Raw genomic sequence first — 20964 nt, 5'->3', positions numbered from 1 at the left:
GTTATTGTAGTTACTGACTTGTTATCTATTCATCCATTGATTGATCGTTAGGTTTTGGTATTCCGTAAAATCGTACAAATTTTTCATACCCTAGCAAATTAATCTGACTGCTAACAGTAGTAGGATTGTTAAAAGCACAGAATAATGCCGTCTGTAGCCACTAAAAAAAGATGCAGATTAGTAGTGCTTTGCGTATTATAGATGATAAACGCTTATAAATGATAAGCCGTGGCCTTCATGCGATTGGCCATCCAGCGCATCGTGTGGCGCACCAGTGGCGACAATGCCGCGCCGCCATTTGCCAGCGCCAACTCGCGATGATGTAATTCTTCAATATCCATTTGCGCTAGTATTTCTCTTGAGCGTTGATCTTGCGGTGGCAATTGACCGATATGGTCTTGTAGATGCTCACTAACTTGCGCTTCGGTTTCGGCGACAAAGCCCAAGCTGAACTCATTAGAAATCGCCCCTGCTACCGCGCCAAGCCCAAATGACATGCCATACCATAAAGGCGTAAAAATACTAGGATGGCTACCAAGCTCATCTAAGCGAACCTCGCACCACACCAAGTGATCGACTTCTTCTTCAGCCGACTGTTGCATGGCTTGCTTGACGTCATCGTTTTTTGCGGCAAACGCTTGCCCGTGATACAGCCCTTGGGCGCAGACTTCGCCCGTATGATTGATACGCATCAAGCCTGCGACATGACGGGCTTCGTTGATACTTAGCTCAGGAATCTCATCACTGCTAACAGGCAGCGGGCGAGTGCTAGGATTTGAATGCGGTACAACCGCTCGCAATGCTTTATCTACGCCAAGTAATAGCTGGTCAATTTTTGATAAGGAACGCTGCGCCATGATTCACTCCTGATGGCTGTATGAATTATAAATAGAACTTATGATGAATAGGTTTAAGCTATTTAATAGGCCACTAAGCCTATCAGACAACACTTATCAAACCACTATAACAAACAATAGACAATCTCGGCAGCGAAATTATTGGCTTGCCGATTCATATTGCGTTTGACGCTAGTCGTATCGATTTTTCTCGTCATCATGAGTTTGGATAACGGCGTGTTTGATGTGTTTATTAAGCTTAAGATATAAAAATATACCAAAGATAATATTTAATAAGCCGGTAACTAAAAACAGTTGCGGCAAATTTAGACCCAGTGCATTTAATACCACAATCGAGAAAATCGCCGAACACACCATAAAAATGGCATTAAAGATATTATTGGCACCGACGATACGCGCGCGATGGCTTTTTGGCGCATAAGCCTGCATAGAGGCGTATAAAGGCACGATATATAAACCGCCGCTAAAGCCCAAAAAGAACAAGTCGGCAAACACGCGCCAGCTACCGCTCATATCCCATAAATCACTGATACCAAATAGGGTAGCCGAGCTGACACTGAGTTTGAGCCCTGACAAAGAAAAATATAAATCAATGGCAAAAATACTCAAACCTGCAATACCAAAGGGCAGTAAGCGCAAGCTGACTTGGTTTTTGGTCAAAGATTTGCACAGTAGCGAGCCAATCGACACCCCAACTGAAAATAGCGTTAATAAGAAAATCACCACGGATTCATCGCCATGCAAAATGACTTTGCTGAATTCTGGTGTTTGGGTCAAAAACGTCGCGCCATAAAACCAAAACCAGCTATTACCAAGAATGACAAAGAATAAAAAAGGCAACGAGTATAAATAACGCACCGTCGTCATACTGGTGGTAAAGATATTCCAATTAATCTTCAAATCAGGCTGCATCGCTGACATGGTAGGAATAAAACGGGCGGCAAAATAGCCTATCGCCGCAACAAAAAGCACCGTCACACTTATCCAAAATAGCGGCTGGGTAATTTGGGTCAATACCCCAGCGATAATCATACCAAGCAAAATGGCAAGCGAGGTGCCCATTTGAAACAGACCATTGGCACCGACCAGCTCATTTTTCCTCATCGCTTGCGGCAAGTACGCATACTTAATCGGCCCAAAAAACGTCGACTGCGTCCCCATCAAAAACAGCGCCACAAATAACAGCGCGTACCATTCAAAGACAAAGCCAACAGCAGCGATAATCATAATGCCTATCTCAAGCAATTTGATTAAGCGCGTCAGTTTTGATTTTTCAAACTTATCAGCAATTTGCCCTGCCAATGCCGAAAATAAAAAGTACGGCAAAATAAACAACATCGCCGCCAAGTTATTTAAAATACTGACTTCCATACCCAATTGGCTGGCAGCAGTATAGGTTAGCACCAGTATCAGCGCTTGCTTAAAAATATTGTCATTAAAAGCACCCAAAAATTGGGTAAAAAACATGGCATTAAACCGGCGATGCTTAAAGAGTTGAAACTGATTGGCCATGAAAATTCCTACAGGTGGGGCGCGGCTAATAAAGGAGAAAACAAACTTTTACGCAGTGATTGGCAGATAAACAATTATCAATACTATCAAAAACTTATCGAAATATAGCATAGGTTTTATCTATGTTACGCCGTATAATAGCAAGGCTTTGGTAAAAATACATGCGCACAGTGCTATGATTTGAGAATTAACTAAGTTATGATTTGTAAATTTTAGCCGTCCAAACCTTTAATTTCAGCGAACTGTTCTACGTTTATTCACCGGTAAGACGAGGCGATTGCCATCGACCGTCACTTGTGCCGCGTGAGGTGATAGGAAATCAATATGAAACACCAGCCTTCAACTCTAGCGCGCCACTCATCGGGGATACCGCCTGTTGCTGCGTCAAATGCGCCGCTGTGTTCGGCTAAATTTGCTCATCCTACTCATATAAATCCTATGGATAACCCTCGTGTTTGTTTTACGCGTACGGCGCTATTTCGGGCATTGACCACCAGTTTGGTTGGTTTTGGGGTCAGTGTTGCTATCGCGCCTAGTGCTCTTGCCGCCACTGATTTAAATAATAATACGGCCAATAATGCAAGCAGCAGCCAACTTATCAAAAATAGTGGCAATGATGCGACCACTGCACAGCCGCAACGACAATCGCAGCCACCAACGCCAAAACCGCCTTCCAATTCTTCGGCTCAGTCCTCGTCTAAACGAGCACTTTCTAAAGATGCCTATGAAGACAGCCAGCTTGATATTGCTTTGGACGCCTTGCGTCTAAAAAAAGCCGTTGAAGAAGGTATTATCGATCAATCGGTATTGGATGATTATAGCGAGCAGAACTTAGGTATTAAAAATCCTAACAAAAACGCCACCGCGCAAGCAAATAACACGGATAAGTCCCAGTTATCAAATAATGATATCGATAGTATTAATGACTTTGCTAGTGCTATCGGTAATGGCATAGATAGTATAGGCAACAACCAAGCATTTGACAGCAATGAAAACTTAGAGCAGCAAGTTAATAGCGTGCAGCAACAAGGCTATCAGATGATGACGCCTGACGAGATTGATCGCGAGCTGGCGGCGATGGATAAGCAAAACGCTCAAGATATCGGCAATATCACTCAAAGTAATGCCGTTAATAATATCGATGGCATGCGTTATGACGACAATGACTTTCAAGCTTTAGATGGCGCATTTGATGCGCCTGTTGCAAGGTTAGACGATAGCACGCCGCCAATTGGGCTCGATGTGAGTTTAGATGCTACCAATTTACCAGCACCAAGCAATCTTGAAACCTTGGGTAGAAATGAGGCCGCTGCTAAGCAGGCGGAGACAGATGATGTGATGTCGCGTCCTATTGATGTCAGCGACTCGGTTGGTAGTGGCACTGGCGATAGCGCGACTAGTGTGGACATGGATAGTGGGATAGAAAATGCCCAGTCGGACAGCATCAATCCTGATGATTATTTGCCTAACTATGAAAACGATGTCAATGCGGTAAAAGAAAGTATCGAACAAGCGGCGAAACCCAAACCGATAGCACGTAACAAAAAAGGCAATATTGTTAAGCGCCTTTATAATCGCTTTTTTAATGGTGGCGTTGTCACCCTACCGCATGTTGAGACGACCATTTATTTGCAACAAGCCGCAGCAGATAATTTAAACGATAATAGCAAAAACAACGCTCAAAACAGTACAAGGAATGCTAAACCAACATTAACCAAAGCCGATGATGATATTCAGCCCTTTAAGAATATCAAAGCCGCTATTGATGATACCACTGTGCAGTCTGTGGTTGATTTCACTGCTGCGTTGCCACGTCTACGACAAAGCGCCTTAGATGCCGCCAAAGCCGTCGGCTACTATGATGTGACCCTACGTTTGCGCCAACCAACTACCGATACCATTGATGTCATTATTGAAAAGTTAGGTGAGCCGGTACGCGTGGATAGCCGCATTGTTGACATTCGCGGCGAGGGCAGCGAGCAAGAAGAGTTTGCCAAGCTGGAAAAAGACCTACCGCCACAAGAGGGCGATATTTTTAATCACCGCGTTTATAAAGACAGTAAGGCGGCGCTTGAATCGCTCAGTGATACCTATGGTTACTTTGATCAATACTGGCTCAACAAATCGGTCGATATTATCTTGCCCGACAATACCGCCGATGTGTCGCTGGTTTACAATACGGGCGATCGTTACAAGTTTGATGAAGTGGTGTTTTTTACTTATGATCAAGAGTCGGGTACGCTGACCCGCGATCCTGAAAAGCTACCGGTTGAATTGTCGTTATTAAAGCAGCTGGTCGACTTTGAAGAAGGCGAGCCATTTTATCGTCCGGCCGTGACCAAGTTTAGTAACGATTTATCGGCGACCCGTTATTTTAATACTGTCAACGTCGAGACGATTTTGCCGCCAGACGAGCGTACAGAAAGCAGTACTTTAGCCTTTGATAATACGCCTAATAGCAGTAGTGCTGAGACTACCGATGATGACTTCGATAGCAATAATATCGAGCAAGATGAGGCAGTCAAAGCCGAAAGTGACGCTGAGCGTTACGCTACCAGCAGTGAGACAGTCAATCCAGCCGATATCGCTGCCATCGAGTTTGAAGCCGATGAAGAAACCTTGGGTAAGCTGCAAGCCATTAGACAAAAAGCTGAACGTTTAAGCCGTCTGCCGGATGATCGTGTCTTGGATGAAAAAGGCCAAAAAGCCACTAGTATTTTGGGTAAAATCAGCGACTCTATCAGTAATGTCGCACAAAAAATCTTCCCTGATGAAGAAAATATCCTTGCCGATGAAAACTTCGTGCCGCCAACGCTTGCTGGACGCAAAACCCCGCAGGACGTGTTAGAAAACAAAAAAGTGCCGCTGTACGTCTTTGTTTCGGCAAACAAACCACGTGATGCCCAAGTTGGTCTCGGTTATGGTACCGATACTGGAGTGCGCGCCACTGCTAAGATAGATTATAATCTGATCAATCGTAAAGGCTATCAAGCAGGGGCAGAAACCGAAGTATCGCGTATTACCAAAAATGTTGCCGTGTATGGCAGTCGACCATGGAAGCATCCGCTAAACGATAAGTTGGATGCCCGTTTGACCTATGAAGAAGAGGTCATCGACCAAGGTGAAGGTAATTTTGACTTATCTACCAAAACCTTAAAAGCAGCATTGGCGCGTAATATCCGCCGTGAAAATGGCTGGGATCGTAGCTACTCTGTACGCTACCGTTTAGATGAGTTAGAAACTGGCGTCGATGAGGAAGAATTAGACAATCTGCCAGTGCGCTTTACTTCCTCGAAACCGACGCAGCACGCTTTGTTATTTGGTTATGGCATGAGCAAAACAGACGTCGATAATGCTGCCAATCCTACCCGCGGGTTCCGTCAGTATTATGCGCTTGAAGCAGGCTCAGAAAGTCTGCTAAGCGATACCGATATGGCAATTTTACGCGCGGGTGTGAGCGGTCTTTATAGCTTCGGGGCTGACGATAAACACCAAGTGCTGGGCAGTTTAAATACCGGTTATATCTGGGCGGATGATTTTTATGAAGTGCCTTATAAACTGCGCTTCTTTGCTGGCGGCGATCAAAGTATTCGAGGTTATGATTACGAAAGCCTATCACCGATTGAGAAGGGCTATCTCACCGGAGGACAAATCCTGGCAGTCGGCAGCGCGGAATATAACTATGAGTTTAGACCAGGTTTCCGCGGCGCAGTCTTTACCGATATCGGTAATGCCTATGACAAAGATTTTGAAACCGACACCAAAGTTGGCGTCGGCGTCGGTATCCGCTGGGCGTCGCCGGTTGGTGTGGTACGTGTCGATGTTGCTGCTGGCGTGACGGAAGATAGCATCCCTGTTAGACTGCATCTGTTTATCGGGTCACCTTTATAAATGGCTGCTATAAGTACGCCTAACACCAGTGCTTATAACCAGCCCTAATAGAAACTAAAAACAGACTTATTTTTCATTCTAGCGCTTGCTGGTAATCCTTCTTTAACATAGCTGAGTGTCATGTTGACCAAAAATACCCCGCCAAATAAGCCCTCGGATGAAGATCCAGCACAGCGCGATGCCCGCGCTGTTAGACGTTGGTTTCCCCTGTCTTTTTTGCTCAAATTAACGGTCCTTATTTTGATTGTACTGGCGATTATGTTCGCCATATTTTTATATGCGGTCGGTACTGAGTCAGGCACAAAATTCATTTTAGAAAAAATCAGTGCCGAGACGGGGGTTAAGTTTAAATACGGTCGGGGTAATCTGCGCGATGGTATTTGGGTCAGCGATATCGATATCAACGCCACCGAAGACCTTGAGATATTGGTCGATAAAGCTTATGTCAAAATAGGCTGGCGCGCGGTATTTGCCAAAGAAGTGCATCTGCGTGATGCCGACATTCAAACCATTGAGATTATCAATAATAAGCCACCAACGGGCGAGCCGTTTGATTATCGAACGCTTAGCTTGCCAGTCAATTTGCGCTTTGATCAAGCAAAAATAAAAACCATTATTTATAAACAAGTCACCAAAGACCCTATCGTTGTGCATGATATCGAAGCGCGAGATTTGACTTGGGTTGGTAGCGTGGTGAACGTTGGGCGCGGCAAATTGCAGTATGCGGATATTGTAAAAGTCAGCGCTTTAAAAGGTCAGGCAGATTTACAAGGCAACTATCCTTTAGATTTGAGCGGAATTGTCGAGGTAAGTGCGTTAGAAAAAGCCTACATCGACCCGTTAAATATCACCGCAACCGGTACGCTAAAACGTACCGTTGGTAAAGTCCGTAGCCGTTATAACGATAGCGATGTCAGCGGTGATTTTGTGGTGCAAGGCTTAGATGAAGGTTCGCCGTTTCAAGCGAAACTTAAATGGGACGATATTTTAATTCCTTATGCCGATAGCCAAAATATCCACCTAAAAAGCGGCATGGCGACCGCGTCGGGCGTCATCTCGGAGATACGTCTGCGTATCAATACCGAGCTGACCGCTAAAGATATCCCATCGGGTCACTATCAAGGTCGCGGTATTATCGCCAACAGTCAGCTGCGCGTTGATCGTTTGGATGCGCAAGTACCAGCAGGCAATTTGACATTGCAAGGTATTTTGGACTGGAAAGAGAGTTTTGATGCGGTAGTCCGCGCCACAGGCAGTAATTTTGATATTCGACAGGCGATTCCAGCTGAATATGCCGACTTTAAACCCTATGCGCCGCAAAAGCTCAATGGTCGTTTATCGGTACGTTATCAGCATAAAAATAAAAATGGCAATCTAGAGATGGATGCAGATTTGCGTCAGCGCGATGGTGAGCATCTCAATGCCAATATCGTGCGTGGCAAAACGCCTGCTCGTGGTCGCAGCGCCAATGCTAAGCAAGTCACGCCTTGGTATATCGATGCCAAGTGGCAAAATCTGGTACGCCGCAATCTGCCAAATATCGGTAATGTCGACAGTCCAAGCGGACAAGCCAATGTTATTATCCGCGGCTCGAATTTATCGGTCGACGCAAATGCGGTCATCAACGAGTTAAATGTCGCCCCTAAAGGCAACTACGATGTGCGCGTGCGTAAAGCCGGCGACGTGATTAATATCAACCGTCTTAATTACAAAGGTATAGTAGGCGACCTATCTGGTACAGGGCAGATTCAACTGGCCAGTAAAAAACACCCGCTAACGTGGCAAATTGACGCGCGTACCACGGGTTTGTTACCTAAAAAATATCGTAGTGACTTACCGCTTGAGCGCTTAACAGGGCATATCAATGCGCGCGGGCGTATGCTCAATATCAGTAAAAACCGCGTCAAAGGTCAGCGCCATATTATTAGCTTTACTAATACCGATTTAAAAGCAAACCTTGATGCCAGTCAAGATAGCCGCGCTATTGGTATCACAGGCAGCGGTGATGCCAGCGTCGATATTATCGGCGGCGAGCTGTCTGTTTTTGATGCTCGTTTTGATGGTCATATTGATACCGCTGACGTACCAAAGGGCAGCTTGTCGATTGATGCTGCTGGTACGCCAAAGCTGATTCGTATTCGTAAACTCAACTACAACGGTGAAGCCGGCGCAGTAAAAGCGAACGGTGTCATTGACTTACGTCAAAACATTGGCTGGACAGTCGATGGCCGCTTTGACAAATTTAACCTTGGCTATTTTTTACCCAATAATGCCGCCATTATCACTGGTGATTTAAAAACCAGCGGTGTGTGGCAAACGCCGCCAAAGAACCAAGCCAATACTAATTCTAACGCAAAGGGTAAGCTGAAAAACTTTGCGGTGAAATTTGATGGTGTATTAGATGCTGAGCAACTGCCAGCCGGTAAACTTAGCATTGACGCCAATGGTGACGCACAGCTGATTCGTATCAAGCGTTTCCGCCATGTCGGCGCCGCAGGTAGTATCGATGCCAATGGTACGGTCGATGTGCGTAAAGGTATCGCTTGGAATGTTAAGGCGGTGATGAATCGCTTTAACTTGGGTTATTTCTTTAAAGATATCCCAAGTACCATCACTGGCACTATTGATACCGATGGGCGCTGGGGTGACAATCAGCAAATCGTTAATATCAAACAAGTTAACCTAAGTGGCGTGCTAAAAGGCCAGCCGCTCAGTGCCAAAGGTAGTTTGGCGGCGAAGCTGCGCCTACCAAAAGACTTGGGCAGTTATTTTAAACGCTTACAAGCACAGGATGCACAAGCACAGTATCAGCAAGTTAATGCGCTAATCGATAGCTTAAATGCCAATAATTTGGTGCTACGTTGGGGCGATAATTATCTTACTGCCAATGGCAATGCTAAGCAGCTACAAGCTAAGATTAATATCACCAGTCTTGACCAGCTATCAGATAAGCTTGCTGGTAAAGTGACGGGCGGCGCAACCTTGTCGCAGCCCGCAGGACAGGCGCTGCCCACGATTTATATTGACTTGGTTGGTGAGCGACTGGCGCTACCGGGCTTTATTTTGCGTCAAGGTCGTATCCGCGGTAAGCTGGTCAATTTGGCCAATAGCCCAAGCCAGCTTATTATTAGCGCCGAAGGTTTGGATGCGGCAGGTCAGAGCTTTAAAAAGGTCAATGCGACTTTTAATGGCACTGAGCAGGCGCATGTGGTCAATCTTGAAGTGGCAAATGATGAACTTGCTATCGCCGCTCGGCTCAAGGGTGGCTTTAATCGCGATAAGCTCAGTTGGTCAGGGGTGATTGGTAAAGGGCGTATCAAATCAAAATATGCGACGTTAAACCAACTACAACCTGCGCAGTTGATTGTCAATTTACCCAAAAAGCAGGGTAATAATTCTACTGACTTAAAAGTGCAGCTTGCCGCCCACTGTTGGCAGGCGACCGACCAAACGGGCAAGCTGTGTTTACGCGAGAATCTCATTGCTTCACCAGCGGCAGGTCAAGTCAATTTAGCGGTACAAAACTTGGATACTTCGCTGTTTTCCGTATTCTTACCCAAGGATATTGATTGGCAAGCGAAAATTAATGGTAAAGCCATTGTCGGTTGGCAACATGGTCGTCCGCCGACGATCAATACCACGCTGTATTCTGACAACGGCAAAATCGGCTTGATGCAAGATGGCGATAGTCAGCCGGTTACCTTACCTTATAAGCGCGTGTCAGTCATTGCTTTGTCGGTCCCTGAAGGCATCAAACTGCGCACGGACATTAATACTGGTCGCGGAGCGCGTGGCTATGCTGAGGTTATCGTTGACCCTTATAAAACACCGAAACCTATCTCGGGTGCGCTGGTGCTCAATGAGCTGAATTTGGCAGTGTTTAAGCCTTTCTTCCCCGGTATGCGCGTGCTCGAAGGCAATATCACTATGGCAGGTGGTTTGGGTGGGACGCTCGATAAACCGCAGTTTTATGGCGATGTGAAATTGGCAGATGGCCGTATTGCGATGCTTGATTTACCTATCAACTTAAGAAAAGTCAATGTCGATGCCAAAATTCGTGGTACGCAGGCGAATATCGACGGCACTTTTAATAGTGGTACCGGTACGGGCAAGCTGACTGGTACGGTAAATTGGCAACAAAAACTGCAAGCTAAGCTCAGCATCATTGGCGAGCGTTTGGTATTGACCCAGCCGCCATTATTGTTGGCTGAGATTAACCCTGATATCGACATTATCGTGCGTCCGGGTGACCGTTATGTCAATATTACTGGCGCGGTCAGTGTGCCGTCAGCGACCATTCGTCCACCAGAAGCCAGTGAAGATATCATTACTCAAACCGAAGATGCGGTGGTTCTTGATCGCCGTTTGATTGGTAATATTGATGAGGTTTTAGCGATTTCAAAACCTTGGTCAATCAATGCCGACATCGGTATCGACTTGGGCGATGACATCAATTTCCGCGGTTTTGGTGCGGTGATTCCGTTAGCAGGGGCGATTAATGTCACCCAAAATGGCACAGGCGTTATGCGCGCCAAAGGCGTCGTGCAGGTTTCTCGCCGTACCAATGTCAATATTTTTGGTCAGAGCTTAGAGCTGAATTACGGTCAGGTGCGTTTTAATGGCGACGTGATGAAACCAAATCTGAGCATTGAGGCGGTGAAAACCATCAGCGGTAAGACCGTCGGCGTACGCGTTAAAGGCAATACGGAAAATCCAAATATTATCGTCTTTAACAATGCTGGCTTAACCCAGCAGCAAGCGATGAATACCTTGATAACGGGCCGTATTAATAATAAGAGCGCGACACAAATCAGTGAGCAAGGCTTTAAATCTCAAGTGACTAATAACCTTGCAGCGGCGGGACTAAGCTTTGGACTGAGTGGCACGCGCAATCTAACCAACCAGATAGGCCAAGCGTTTGGCTTCCAAAGCCTAACCGTTGATGCGTCAGGCAGTAGCGATGACACCAACGTCAACGTTACTGGTTATGTGACCCCTGATTTGTATATTCGCTACGGAGTCGGGGTGTTTAATGCACAAAATAGCCTATCTATCCGTTATCAGCTAACGCGCCGCATTTATGTCGAAGCAACTTCAGCGGCGGAAAACGCGGTCGATGTGGTTTATAGTTGGCAGTTCTAAGCACTTAAGTTTTAATAGCCTTACTATACTGTCGCTTGTTAGTAGTTCATTTAATGCAATAAAAAACGCCTTTATCAAAAGGCGTTTTTTTATGCGGTGAGCAGTTGATTTATTTGGTTAAAATTAAGCGGTTATTGCGCGTTAAGCGTAAGCGATATTCTTCGCCTTCGTGCTCGATACGCACTTCTTTGGTTAGCGCAAATAGGTGCTGTGATTGCAGAGTAGGCAAGCGGTTTTCACGGCAGTTTAAATAACGAGAGATGACCATGCTCATAGTAAATTCCTTTTGATAAAATAATTAAAGATAAGGCAGTGGGTAAAGTAAGTTATTAACGATAATAATTATCATTTACATTGAAAGCTTTTGCAAGCTATTTGATAAAATAAATCACAGTTATTATGTAAACTTATATAAAGCAGCATTTACAAACGCTATAAGTCAAAACAATCGTACCATTATAAAGGGCAATAGAATGCGCAGTCATGTAGAGGCTTCAAGCAAAAATTTGTTCGCTAAAAATGAGGCAAGTGCCCATAAACCGCTAAAAATCGTCAATGTTGCGGTGGCGGTCATTTATTATCAGCATCAGTATTTGCTCGGTTTTAGAAATGCATCGCAGCATCAAGGTAATCGTTATGAGTTTGTAGGCGGCAAGATAGATACTAATGAAACCGCTCAACAAGCGCTGATACGCGAAGTCGCTGAAGAGACGGGCATTGATATCGCAAATAATACTGCAGTGAAACTCGGTCGGCTGCATCATGACTATGGCGATAAGCAGGTATGTTTGCAGGTTTACAAGGTAGCACTAAGTGCGCAGCAGTATGAACAGCATAAACATTGCCAGCAGGGATTGGAGGGTCAAGCATTAACTTGGGTAGATAAATCGAAGTTATTGGCAGAAGATTACCATCTGCCAGCCGCTAATAAAACCATTCTTGCATGGTTGCGCTTACCACAACAGATAGCAATTACTTATCCATTGGCACACTTTAACGACGCGGCTGATCCAGCAGCAGCTTGGCTACAGTTTCATGCAGCGCATTTGGCGCATGATGCTTGGGTTTATGTCCGTCCAAAAGCCATGGATGCAGATAATAATATAGCGCAGTTATTACGCTTGCGTGCAGATATACAGGCGATTGTACCAGCTGAATTTGAAAGCGACCAAGCACATAAGCAAGCTGTAAACCATCAAATCGTCGCAAAGCAGTTAACCCAAATACAACTTATACGCGGCTTAAGCGATATTAATAACGATGTTCACCAAAGCAAAAATGCAATTCACGACGATTTGTCTACAAACCATTTATTAAACTATCCATTAATCATTAGCTGCCACGACGCCCAAAGTATCGCTGCCGCTAATAAGTTGGCTCATAGACGTTTAGAGCAACAATTACCACCCGTTATCGGTATTTTTCTATCGCCAGTTTTAGCAACCCAAACTCATCCTGATGTCGAGCCATTTGGCTGGCAAGCATGGTCAAAATTAGCGGAATTAGCCGATATGCCAGTGATTGGACTCGGTGGTTTATCGCCGAAAATGAGCACACAAGCAGAGCAGTATGGTGGTATTGCTATTGCTGGCATTCGTCAGTTTTTGCGGTAATTTTTAAGATGGTATTTATACTATTTGAGAGTATATTTTAGGCCAATAATTAACCAAAATATGAAAGGTAAATCAAAAACTGAAAGCAAATGTAAGGCCATACAAGAGTAGGGTTTAATGGGGGGCAAGCCACTGATTTTAAATCTATTTTTACACAAGGTAACTATGTATTGCTTGTATGGCGTAAATACAGAATTACTTACAAACCGTTGCGTTTTCCTACATTGCTACACTGTTTTGCTTAGCCCTTTGCCATTACTATAAACCTGAAAATTACCAAAGGGCGCAGAATCAGTTTGTTAAGGGCGATTCATCTAGCAACTTTTTATCCAATCACTTGCTATTTAACCAATTGCTATCCAACCACTTCTTATCTATCGTAATTTTATTCATGGCAGCGCCACTAGAAGGTATAGTAAATATAAGTAATCCAGTATTTAATTTTCACTCATCTGTCTTTTGTATTTAAAGTGATTGTTGAGCATTATTTATACTGAGTTAATCGCTATAAAATTTGATAAATGAAAAATTTTAACTAACACTATTAATAAATGGTACTCCTATGAAAACCAATAAGTTACCTAAGTCAGCATGGCCTGATTCGCAGGCAGCTGGTTCTCAATCACAGCAGACTAAATCAAGTCAGCATTATCTTGATAAAAACTATTTAAAAAAAGGTTATCGCAAGACAGATAATACGTCACAATCGAGTAATGCCAGCAACGACGCCAGCTATCACAACGATAGCGCCAACGACATGTCAGTAGACGATGTCGCTCTAAATACCTTGGCAACAGATAATGAATTTGGCTATAAAAAGAGTGGACAAAACGCGCCTATAGCCGCCACGCCTGCATTGATTCAGAAAAGCAATCACCGCCAAGATAAAGATAATACAAGTTTTAAAAGCACTCAAGATTTGCAAAGCCGCAGTTTTCAAGATGGCGGCGGATACAAAAAAGCGCTTGCTTATAAAAAAGTACAAAAAACTACTGACCTCAATACTTCCGATATCAATATTGACAGTGAAATTAACAGCTCAGCGAAAAGCTTAATTGAAAGTAATAACTTCAATAAGTCAATTACTGCTGAAACTGTTGATATAGACGACGTCAATGAAGATATGGGTTTACCAACAATACCGGAGCGTATATTTATGAATGGACTTATTAAACACACAGGTATTGCTTTAGCAATTATCATACCGCTGGCGGCGTTTTCAGCGTATGCGGCGACGCCACCCGTCAATAGCGCGGCTAAAGCTAATGTGACGGCTAATGCAACGACGGATAAAACCAGCACAGAGACGTTATCCATTAAGCCAAATGCAATTATCCATAAATCTGCTAGCGTACCAACCACAGTTGATAGCGTTGATCTAAAAAAATACGCTGGTACTTGGTACGAGATAGGGCGCTTGCCGATGTATTTTCAGCGCAACTGTGCCAGTGATGTGACGGCGACTTATATTGAAAAAACTGACGGTTCAGGCATTAAGGTGATTAATCAATGCAAAGCACAAGATGGTTCAGCCATTACTGCAGAAGGTTTAGCTAAACCTGCTGATGCTTCGGGTAGTAAATTAAAGGTTACTTTTTTACCGTCGTGGATTCGCTGGTTGCCTGTTGGCCGCGCTGATTATTGGGTGCTTGCTCGTGATACAGATTACAAAACGGCATTGGTTGGCACGCCAGATAAAGAATATTTATGGTTACTGGCTCGTTCGCCAAATGTTAGCCAAGAAACTTATGCAAAATATCGCCAAATTGCCCAAAAGCAGGGCTACGATTTAAAAGAGTTTAAACTTACCCCGCAGACTAATCAGACAGTAAAGTTGGTTCCTTAAGCTTTTTATCACCATACATGGCATAACCATATAAGTATTTTATAATTGTCCTATTTTTGCATAGGTTATTATTAATTGACAATAGAGCAGCAGTGCAAGCTGCCTTTATTTTTAACAAGCAACTTATAAAGCTATGAAAAACGCGATAAGTACGTCAAATTCGGTTATCACTAGCAAAATAGGGCGTTTTAGGCTAAAATCTACCTTATCTAAAGACGGTGACGATAAAGACTGTGACGCTAGTTAGTGATAGTTACTATTGCCAATCACTACCGCCAAAGTCGAGCATGACCGTTTTAATATCGTTATTTAAGTAATGATGACCTATCTATTTATATTTCTTCCTACTTTTCTGCTACCTAATTACTGACCAAAAGGATGTTTCTCGTGAGCAACGCTGATACCTTACGCCAATTACATCAAGACCATTTGAGCAATTATAACCAACAAGAGCAACAAGCCATCGAGCTTATGGGCTTATTAAATAAGCTTTATAATGAGCAAGATGTGCAAGTGACATTGTTTGGTGATACGCTAGATACAACCTCTGTGGGTCAAATACTGGCATTGCATCAAAAAGTCGCGCTGCGTGATAAAGGTGCTAAACCTATCGCTGTCGCGGATACTTTAGCGATGGTTAAAACGCTTGCAGAGAATAAAGACATCCAAGCGGCGCGTATCGATGTTGGTCAATTGATTGCTAATGACAGTGATTTACAAGCGGCATTAGAGTCTGTTAACAACAATAACGCTGCAAGCAATGGCGCAACGGATGTGGTGCTATACGGTTTTGGCCGTATTGGTCGTATCTTAACGCGTCTTTTATTGTCACAAGCGTCAAGCGCTAAAGGCTTACAGCTAAAAGCCATTGTGGTGCGTCCAGCAGCAGCGGGCGATCTGGCTAAGCGTGCTTCATTGCTTGAGCGTGATTCAATCCATGGTAGCTTCGCTGGTGGCGTCGTTGTCGATGATGAAAACAATGGTTTGATTATCAATGGCCGCTTTGTACAAGTCATTTATGCCAAAGACCCAAGCGAGATTGACTATACGGCTTATGGTATCAACGATGCATTGGTCATCGATAATACTGGCATCTGGAAAGATGAAGACGGTCTTGGCAAGCATTTGCAATCGACTGGCGTGAAAAAAGTATTGCTAACGGCTCCTGCTGGCGGTGAGATTAAAAACGTCGTTTATGGCGTCAATAACGATACGGTCGGCGATGACACTATCGTCAGTGCAGCGAGCTGTACGACCAACGCGATTACCCCAACGCTCAAAGTTTTAAATGATGAGTACGGTATCGAGAATGGACACGTAGAAACCATTCACTCGTTCACCAACGATCAAAACTTAATTGATAATTATCATAAAGCCGATCGCCGCGGGCGCAGTGCAGTATTGAATATGGTTATCACCAGTACTGGCGCGGCAAAAGCAGTTGGTAAAGCCCTACCAGAGCTTAGCGGTAAATTGACGGGTAATGCGATTCGTGTACCAACGCCAAACGTCAGCTTAGCGATTTTGAACTTAAACCTTAAAACGGCGCCAGCCAGTGCCGATGCGTTGAATGAGTTCATGCGTAAAGTGTCTAATAGCAGTCAGTGGCAAACTCAGATTGCTTATACAGATTCTACCGAAGCAGTATCGACTGATTTTGTCGGTGATACGCATGTCGGTATCGTTGATGCGCAAGCGACTATTTTGACAGACAATCATGCTATCGTTTATATTTGGTACGATAACGAAGTTGGCTATAGCACGCAGGTATTACGTTTGGCTACGCAAATGGCTGGCATCAGCTATGCGCAAATTCCAGCGTAAAAATTTGCACAGATGCTATCTTAGCCGTTTGTATTTAGATAAAATGCTAAGGCAAAATAGCGCGACGAAAGTAAGTTTTATCCTAGATAAATCGGTGTAAATTATTAACGGCAGTACTCAAACACCCGATAGTCCGAATGGTTATCGGGTGTTGTTGTCATGCTAAATGCTAAGCGTGGTATGACATTTTAGTAAATGCCGTTTTAAAGAAGATTTTATATTTTTTTAAGTTATTCATAACTACCAAACATATAGCTACCACCTAAAATACAGTCGCTGACTGTAAGTTGATAAACGAGATGGTAAATAAAGGAACGAAAGATGCGATTTATTGATGAAGCCGTCGTAACGGTAAAAGCAGGTGACGGTGGTAACGGAATCGCCAGTTTTCGCCGAGAAAAGTATGTCCCACGTGGTGGCCCTGACGGTGGTGATGGCGGTAAGGGCGGCGATGTCTATGTCATTGCCGATGACAATACCAACACCTTAGTTGACTACCGTTATACCCGTCGTTATGACGCCATGCGCGGTGAAAACGGTCATAGTAAGAACTGTTCGGGTAAAGGCTCTGACGATATTTATTTGCCGGTTCCTATTGGTACGACCGTGGTTGATACCGAAACCGACGAAGTATTAGGCGATTTGATTGAAATTGGTCAAACGCTACTGATTGCCAAAGGCGGCGACGGCGGTCTGGGTAATACCCATTTTAAAAGCTCGACCAACCAAGCACCGCGCAAAGCCACTTCAGGTTTTGAAGGCGAGTTAAAGGTGCTGAAGTTTGAGCTAAAAGTAGTCGCTGACGTTGGTCTGATTGGTTTACCTAACGCGGGTAAATCAACCTTTATCCGTCAGGTATCTGCTGCCAAACCTAAGGTTGCCGATTATCCCTTTACCACATTAGTGCCAAACTTAGGCGTGGTTGATATCGGTCGTCACCGCTCATTTGTGATGGCAGATATTCCGGGTTTAATCGAAGGCGCGTCAGAAGGCGCAGGACTTGGCATTCGTTTTTTAAAGCATGTCGCTCGTACACGCCGTCTGTTACACTTGGTTGATGTAAAACCGATCGATGGCAGCGACCCAGTAGAAAACGCGCGCGTAATTTTAAATGAGCTTGAGCGTTTTTCACCTGAATTGGCCAATTTGCCACAGATTTTGGTGCTAAATAAAATTGATCAGGTTGCCGAAGAAGACTTAAATGAGCTTTGTACCCATATCGTGGCTGAGCTTGGTTGGACAGGTATGGTATTTCGTACCGCAACCTTGACCGGTGAAGGCGTTGATGCGATTAAGTATCATTTGATGAATGAGATCGAGCGCGAGCGTGAGCGTGAACTCGAAGATCCTATTTTTGCAGAAGCCCAAAAAGAGCGTTTTGAGCGCTTAGAAGCAGAAGTTCGTTTGAATACCGAAGCGCAGCGTGAAGCCTATCGTGCGGCTCGTAAAGCAGCGCGTGAAGGTACCAATTTAGACGACGATGACGATTTCGATGATGGCGTCGAAGTGGTATACGTTCCTTAATATATCTGCGCTTAAATGTATCTGACTTTAAATATATTTAGGGTTAAATTGACAAAAATTAATGTTTCGTTTTTTAAATAGGTGTGCGTACAGTTTTAATATTATCCACGTAATTCATTTACCCTAGCAACAGGAGTTTATATGGCAGTTGACATACAGAACACGACAGAAGAAGCAAGGTTTGTTAAGCAAGCTCGCAACTTTGATATTCGGCGCGTTATTGTCAAGATTGGCTCATCGCTATTAACCAATAATGGACGAGGGCTTGATCGAACTGCCATTTACGAATGGGCAAAGCAGATTGCCAAACTGCATAAGCAAGGTGTGGAAGTATTGCTTGTGTCATCAGGTGCTGTCGCTGAAGGCGTGGTACGGATGAATCTGGACGAGCGCCCAAGAAAACTGGCGGCGCTACAAGCCTGTGCGTCCATCGGTCAGATGGGCTTGATTGAAACCTGGTGGTCGGCACTAATTCAGCATGGTATTCAAAGCTCGCAACTATTATTAACTCATGATGATTTGTCTAATCGTAGCCGCTATTTAAATACCACGGGAGCATTGACGCAGTTATTAGAATGGCGCGTACTGCCCGTGATTAATGAAAACGATACCATCACCATCGACGAGATTAAGTTCGGCGATAATGACACTTTAGGCGCGATGGCAGCGGCGATGGTCAATGCCGATTTATATATTATTTTGACCGATCAAGAAGGCGTCTTTACTGATAATCCGCGTAACAATCCGAATGCCAAGATGATTCGCCAAGAGCGCGCGATGGCCGATTATTTATTTGATATCGCTGGCGATGGCGGTAAACTTGGTCGTGGCGGTATGCTGACTAAAATTCGTGCTGGACGCTTGGCTGCCATGGGTGGTTGTCCAACGGTTATCGTGAGCGGCGCTATCGACGATGTCATCACGCGCGTGGTTTCTGGCGAAGCCGTTGGTACGTTATTGACCACTAATGACGAAGATAAAATCATTGCTCGTAAACAGTGGTTAGCGGCGCATTTGCGCATGTCAGGCACGCTCATTGTAGACGCTGGGGCTGCAAAAGCGGTTGTCGAACATCACAAGAGCTTATTGCCAGTTGGCGTCGTCGAAGTCCGCGGTGATTTTGATGAAGGTGATGTGGTTGAGATTGTCAATCAAGACACGGGCGAGCGTATCGCTGTTGGTCAAGTAAACTTCTCATCGCGTGACGCCTGCCGTGTGGCTCGTGAGCGTACAGAGCAGTTCGATAGAATTCTTGGTAACAAAGAAGAGCGCGTGGTCATGGTACATCGCGACAATTTAGCGTTAACCGTGTAGTTATACCCCTTTAATCGGTAGGTGTTGTCAAAGCTTAATAGTAAATGGCATTTAATATAAAGAAGCTGATATCAAATGATTATGAAGCTTTTTAGAATTAAATGCCGCTATCTATGCGTTATAAGCGTTTATTAATCTTTTCTTTCACTTATTTTATCTTGCCCTGTTATTTATTTTATTGAATATAGGGCTGTTTTGGAGAGTTGTACATGAGTGCTTCAGACAGTAACCATGCGCTTGAGCAGAACTTTGCGCCTTTAAAAAACGATAGATTGCTACGAGCACTCCGCTTTGAGCCCATAGATACCACGCCAGTATGGATGATGCGTCAAGCCGGTCGTTATTTACCAGAATATAAAGCCACTCGCGCTGAAGCCGGTGACTTTATGAGCCTATGTAAAGATACGGCGCGTGCGACCGAAGTCACTTTGCAGCCGCTGCGCCGTTATGACTTAGATGCCGCGATTTTATTCAGTGATATTTTGACCATTCCTGATGCCATGGGGCTAGGACTATATTTTGAAACAGGCGAGGGTCCGAAGTTTAAGCATCCGATTCGTACGCAAGCGGATTTAGACAGATTACCTGTGCTCGATATGAATGACTCGCTTGATTATGTCATGCGCGCGGTGACGAGCATTCGTAAAGCACTAAACGGACAAGTGCCGTTATTCGGCTTTTCTGGTAGTCCTTGGACGCTAGCGACTTACATGATTGAAGGCGGCAGCTCAAAAGATTACCGCTATACCAAAGGTTTCTTATATAGCAATCCGGAGTTTTTACATCAATTATTAGATAAATTGGCAACGTCAGTGATTGATTATTTGGATGCGCAAGTGGTTGCTGGCGCACAAATTTTGCAGATATTTGACAGCTGGGGCGGGGCGCTTGGTCATCGTCAGTTTGTGAATTTCTCGCATGCCTATAATAAGCGTATTGTCGCTGAGCTAAAGGTACGTCATCCAGAAATCCCAGTCGTGCTATTTACCAAAGGCGGTGGATTGTGGCTTGATGTGCAAGCGGATAGTGAAGCCGATGTGCTAGGTCTAGACTGGACGATGCCTATTGATCGCGCCCGTCAAGTATTGACAGAAAGTCAGCGCCAATTGACCAAGCAACATAAAAAGCTACAAAGCAGCAAAGCCATTCAGGGTAATTTAGACCCCGCAACCTTGTACGGTTCGCCTGCAACCATCCGTGCTGAAGTCAACGCGATGCTCGATAGCGCTTACGCCAGTGGCGAAAAAACCGGCTATGTGGCAAACTTAGGTCACGGTATTACCCAGTGGGTCAATCCTGATAATGCCAAAGTCTTTATCGATGCGGTACATGATTATAAAATTTAAGTTATAAAATTTAATATCGTTAATTATTAAAAAATGAACGTTTAAAAGCGCTAGTAATAGCGCTTATATTTACGCATTAAAAGAAAAAGGAATAT

Annotated in this window: 11 protein-coding genes; 8 read left to right on the top strand and 3 right to left on the bottom strand. The window is 44.4% G+C overall.

Translation table 11 applies throughout. From position 1 onward, the window contains the following. Positions 1–212 precede the first annotated feature (212 nt). The gene (gene coq7, locus JMX70_RS09825; protein ID WP_201591678.1) at positions 213–857 is read right to left on the bottom strand and encodes a 2-polyprenyl-3-methyl-6-methoxy-1,4-benzoquinone monooxygenase; all 645 of its coding nucleotides are present in this window, start codon (positions 855–857) and stop codon (positions 213–215) included. A gap of 171 nt (positions 858–1028) precedes the next feature. Further along, complete coding sequence (locus JMX70_RS09820) at positions 1029–2369, bottom strand: MFS transporter (protein WP_201591675.1); 1341 nt, start codon at positions 2367–2369, stop codon at positions 1029–1031. Positions 2370–2693: 324 nt separating this feature from the next. Between JMX70_RS09820 and JMX70_RS09815 the strand changes: the two genes are divergently transcribed. Continuing rightward, the gene (locus JMX70_RS09815; RefSeq protein ID WP_201591672.1) at positions 2694–6260 is read left to right on the top strand and encodes an autotransporter assembly complex protein TamA; all 3567 of its coding nucleotides are present in this window, start codon (positions 2694–2696) and stop codon (positions 6258–6260) included. A 120-nt stretch (positions 6261–6380) separates the two neighbouring features. Further along, positions 6381–11402: a translocation/assembly module TamB domain-containing protein gene (locus JMX70_RS09810; RefSeq protein ID WP_201591670.1), complete on the top strand. Its 5022-nt coding sequence runs from the start codon at positions 6381–6383 to the stop codon at positions 11400–11402. Positions 11403–11511: 109 nt separating this feature from the next. Here the strand turns inward: JMX70_RS09810 and hemP are convergent, their stop codons facing one another. Then, the gene (gene hemP / locus JMX70_RS09805; RefSeq protein ID WP_227672156.1) at positions 11512–11670 is read right to left on the bottom strand and encodes a hemin uptake protein HemP; all 159 of its coding nucleotides are present in this window, start codon (positions 11668–11670) and stop codon (positions 11512–11514) included. Between the two features lie 205 nt (positions 11671–11875). Between hemP and JMX70_RS09800 the strand changes: the two genes are divergently transcribed. The 6 genes from JMX70_RS09800 to hemE all read left to right on the top strand — a co-directional run bounded on the left by JMX70_RS09800 (position 11876) and on the right by hemE (position 20869). Beyond that, positions 11876–13015, top strand: a complete 1140-nt coding sequence (locus JMX70_RS09800; RefSeq protein WP_201591668.1) for an NUDIX domain-containing protein — start codon at positions 11876–11878, stop codon at positions 13013–13015. 562 nt (positions 13016–13577) lie between these two features. Further along, the gene (locus tag JMX70_RS09795; RefSeq protein WP_201591666.1) at positions 13578–14861 is read left to right on the top strand and encodes a lipocalin family protein; all 1284 of its coding nucleotides are present in this window, start codon (positions 13578–13580) and stop codon (positions 14859–14861) included. 378 nt (positions 14862–15239) lie between these two features. After that, positions 15240–16685, top strand: coding sequence for a glyceraldehyde-3-phosphate dehydrogenase (locus JMX70_RS09790; RefSeq protein WP_201591664.1), 1446 nt, complete (start codon positions 15240–15242; stop codon positions 16683–16685). 321 nt (positions 16686–17006) lie between these two features. Then, a complete protein-coding gene (cgtA, locus tag JMX70_RS09785; protein ID WP_068404524.1) occupies positions 17007–18209 on the top strand; it encodes an Obg family GTPase CgtA in 1203 nt (400 codons plus the stop codon). Positions 18210–18350: 141 nt separating this feature from the next. Next, positions 18351–19523, top strand: a complete 1173-nt coding sequence (gene proB, locus JMX70_RS09780) for a glutamate 5-kinase (RefSeq protein WP_201591662.1) — start codon at positions 18351–18353, stop codon at positions 19521–19523. 209 nt (positions 19524–19732) lie between these two features. Next, positions 19733–20869, top strand: a complete 1137-nt coding sequence (gene hemE / locus JMX70_RS09775) for a uroporphyrinogen decarboxylase (protein WP_201591660.1) — start codon at positions 19733–19735, stop codon at positions 20867–20869. Positions 20870–20964: the final 95 nt, after the last annotated feature.

The sequence above is a fragment of the Psychrobacter pulmonis genome (assembly GCF_904846465.1).
Classification (GTDB): Bacteria; Pseudomonadota; Gammaproteobacteria; order Pseudomonadales; family Moraxellaceae; genus Psychrobacter; species Psychrobacter faecalis.
This window is presented reverse-complemented; position numbering and strand designations above follow the sequence as displayed.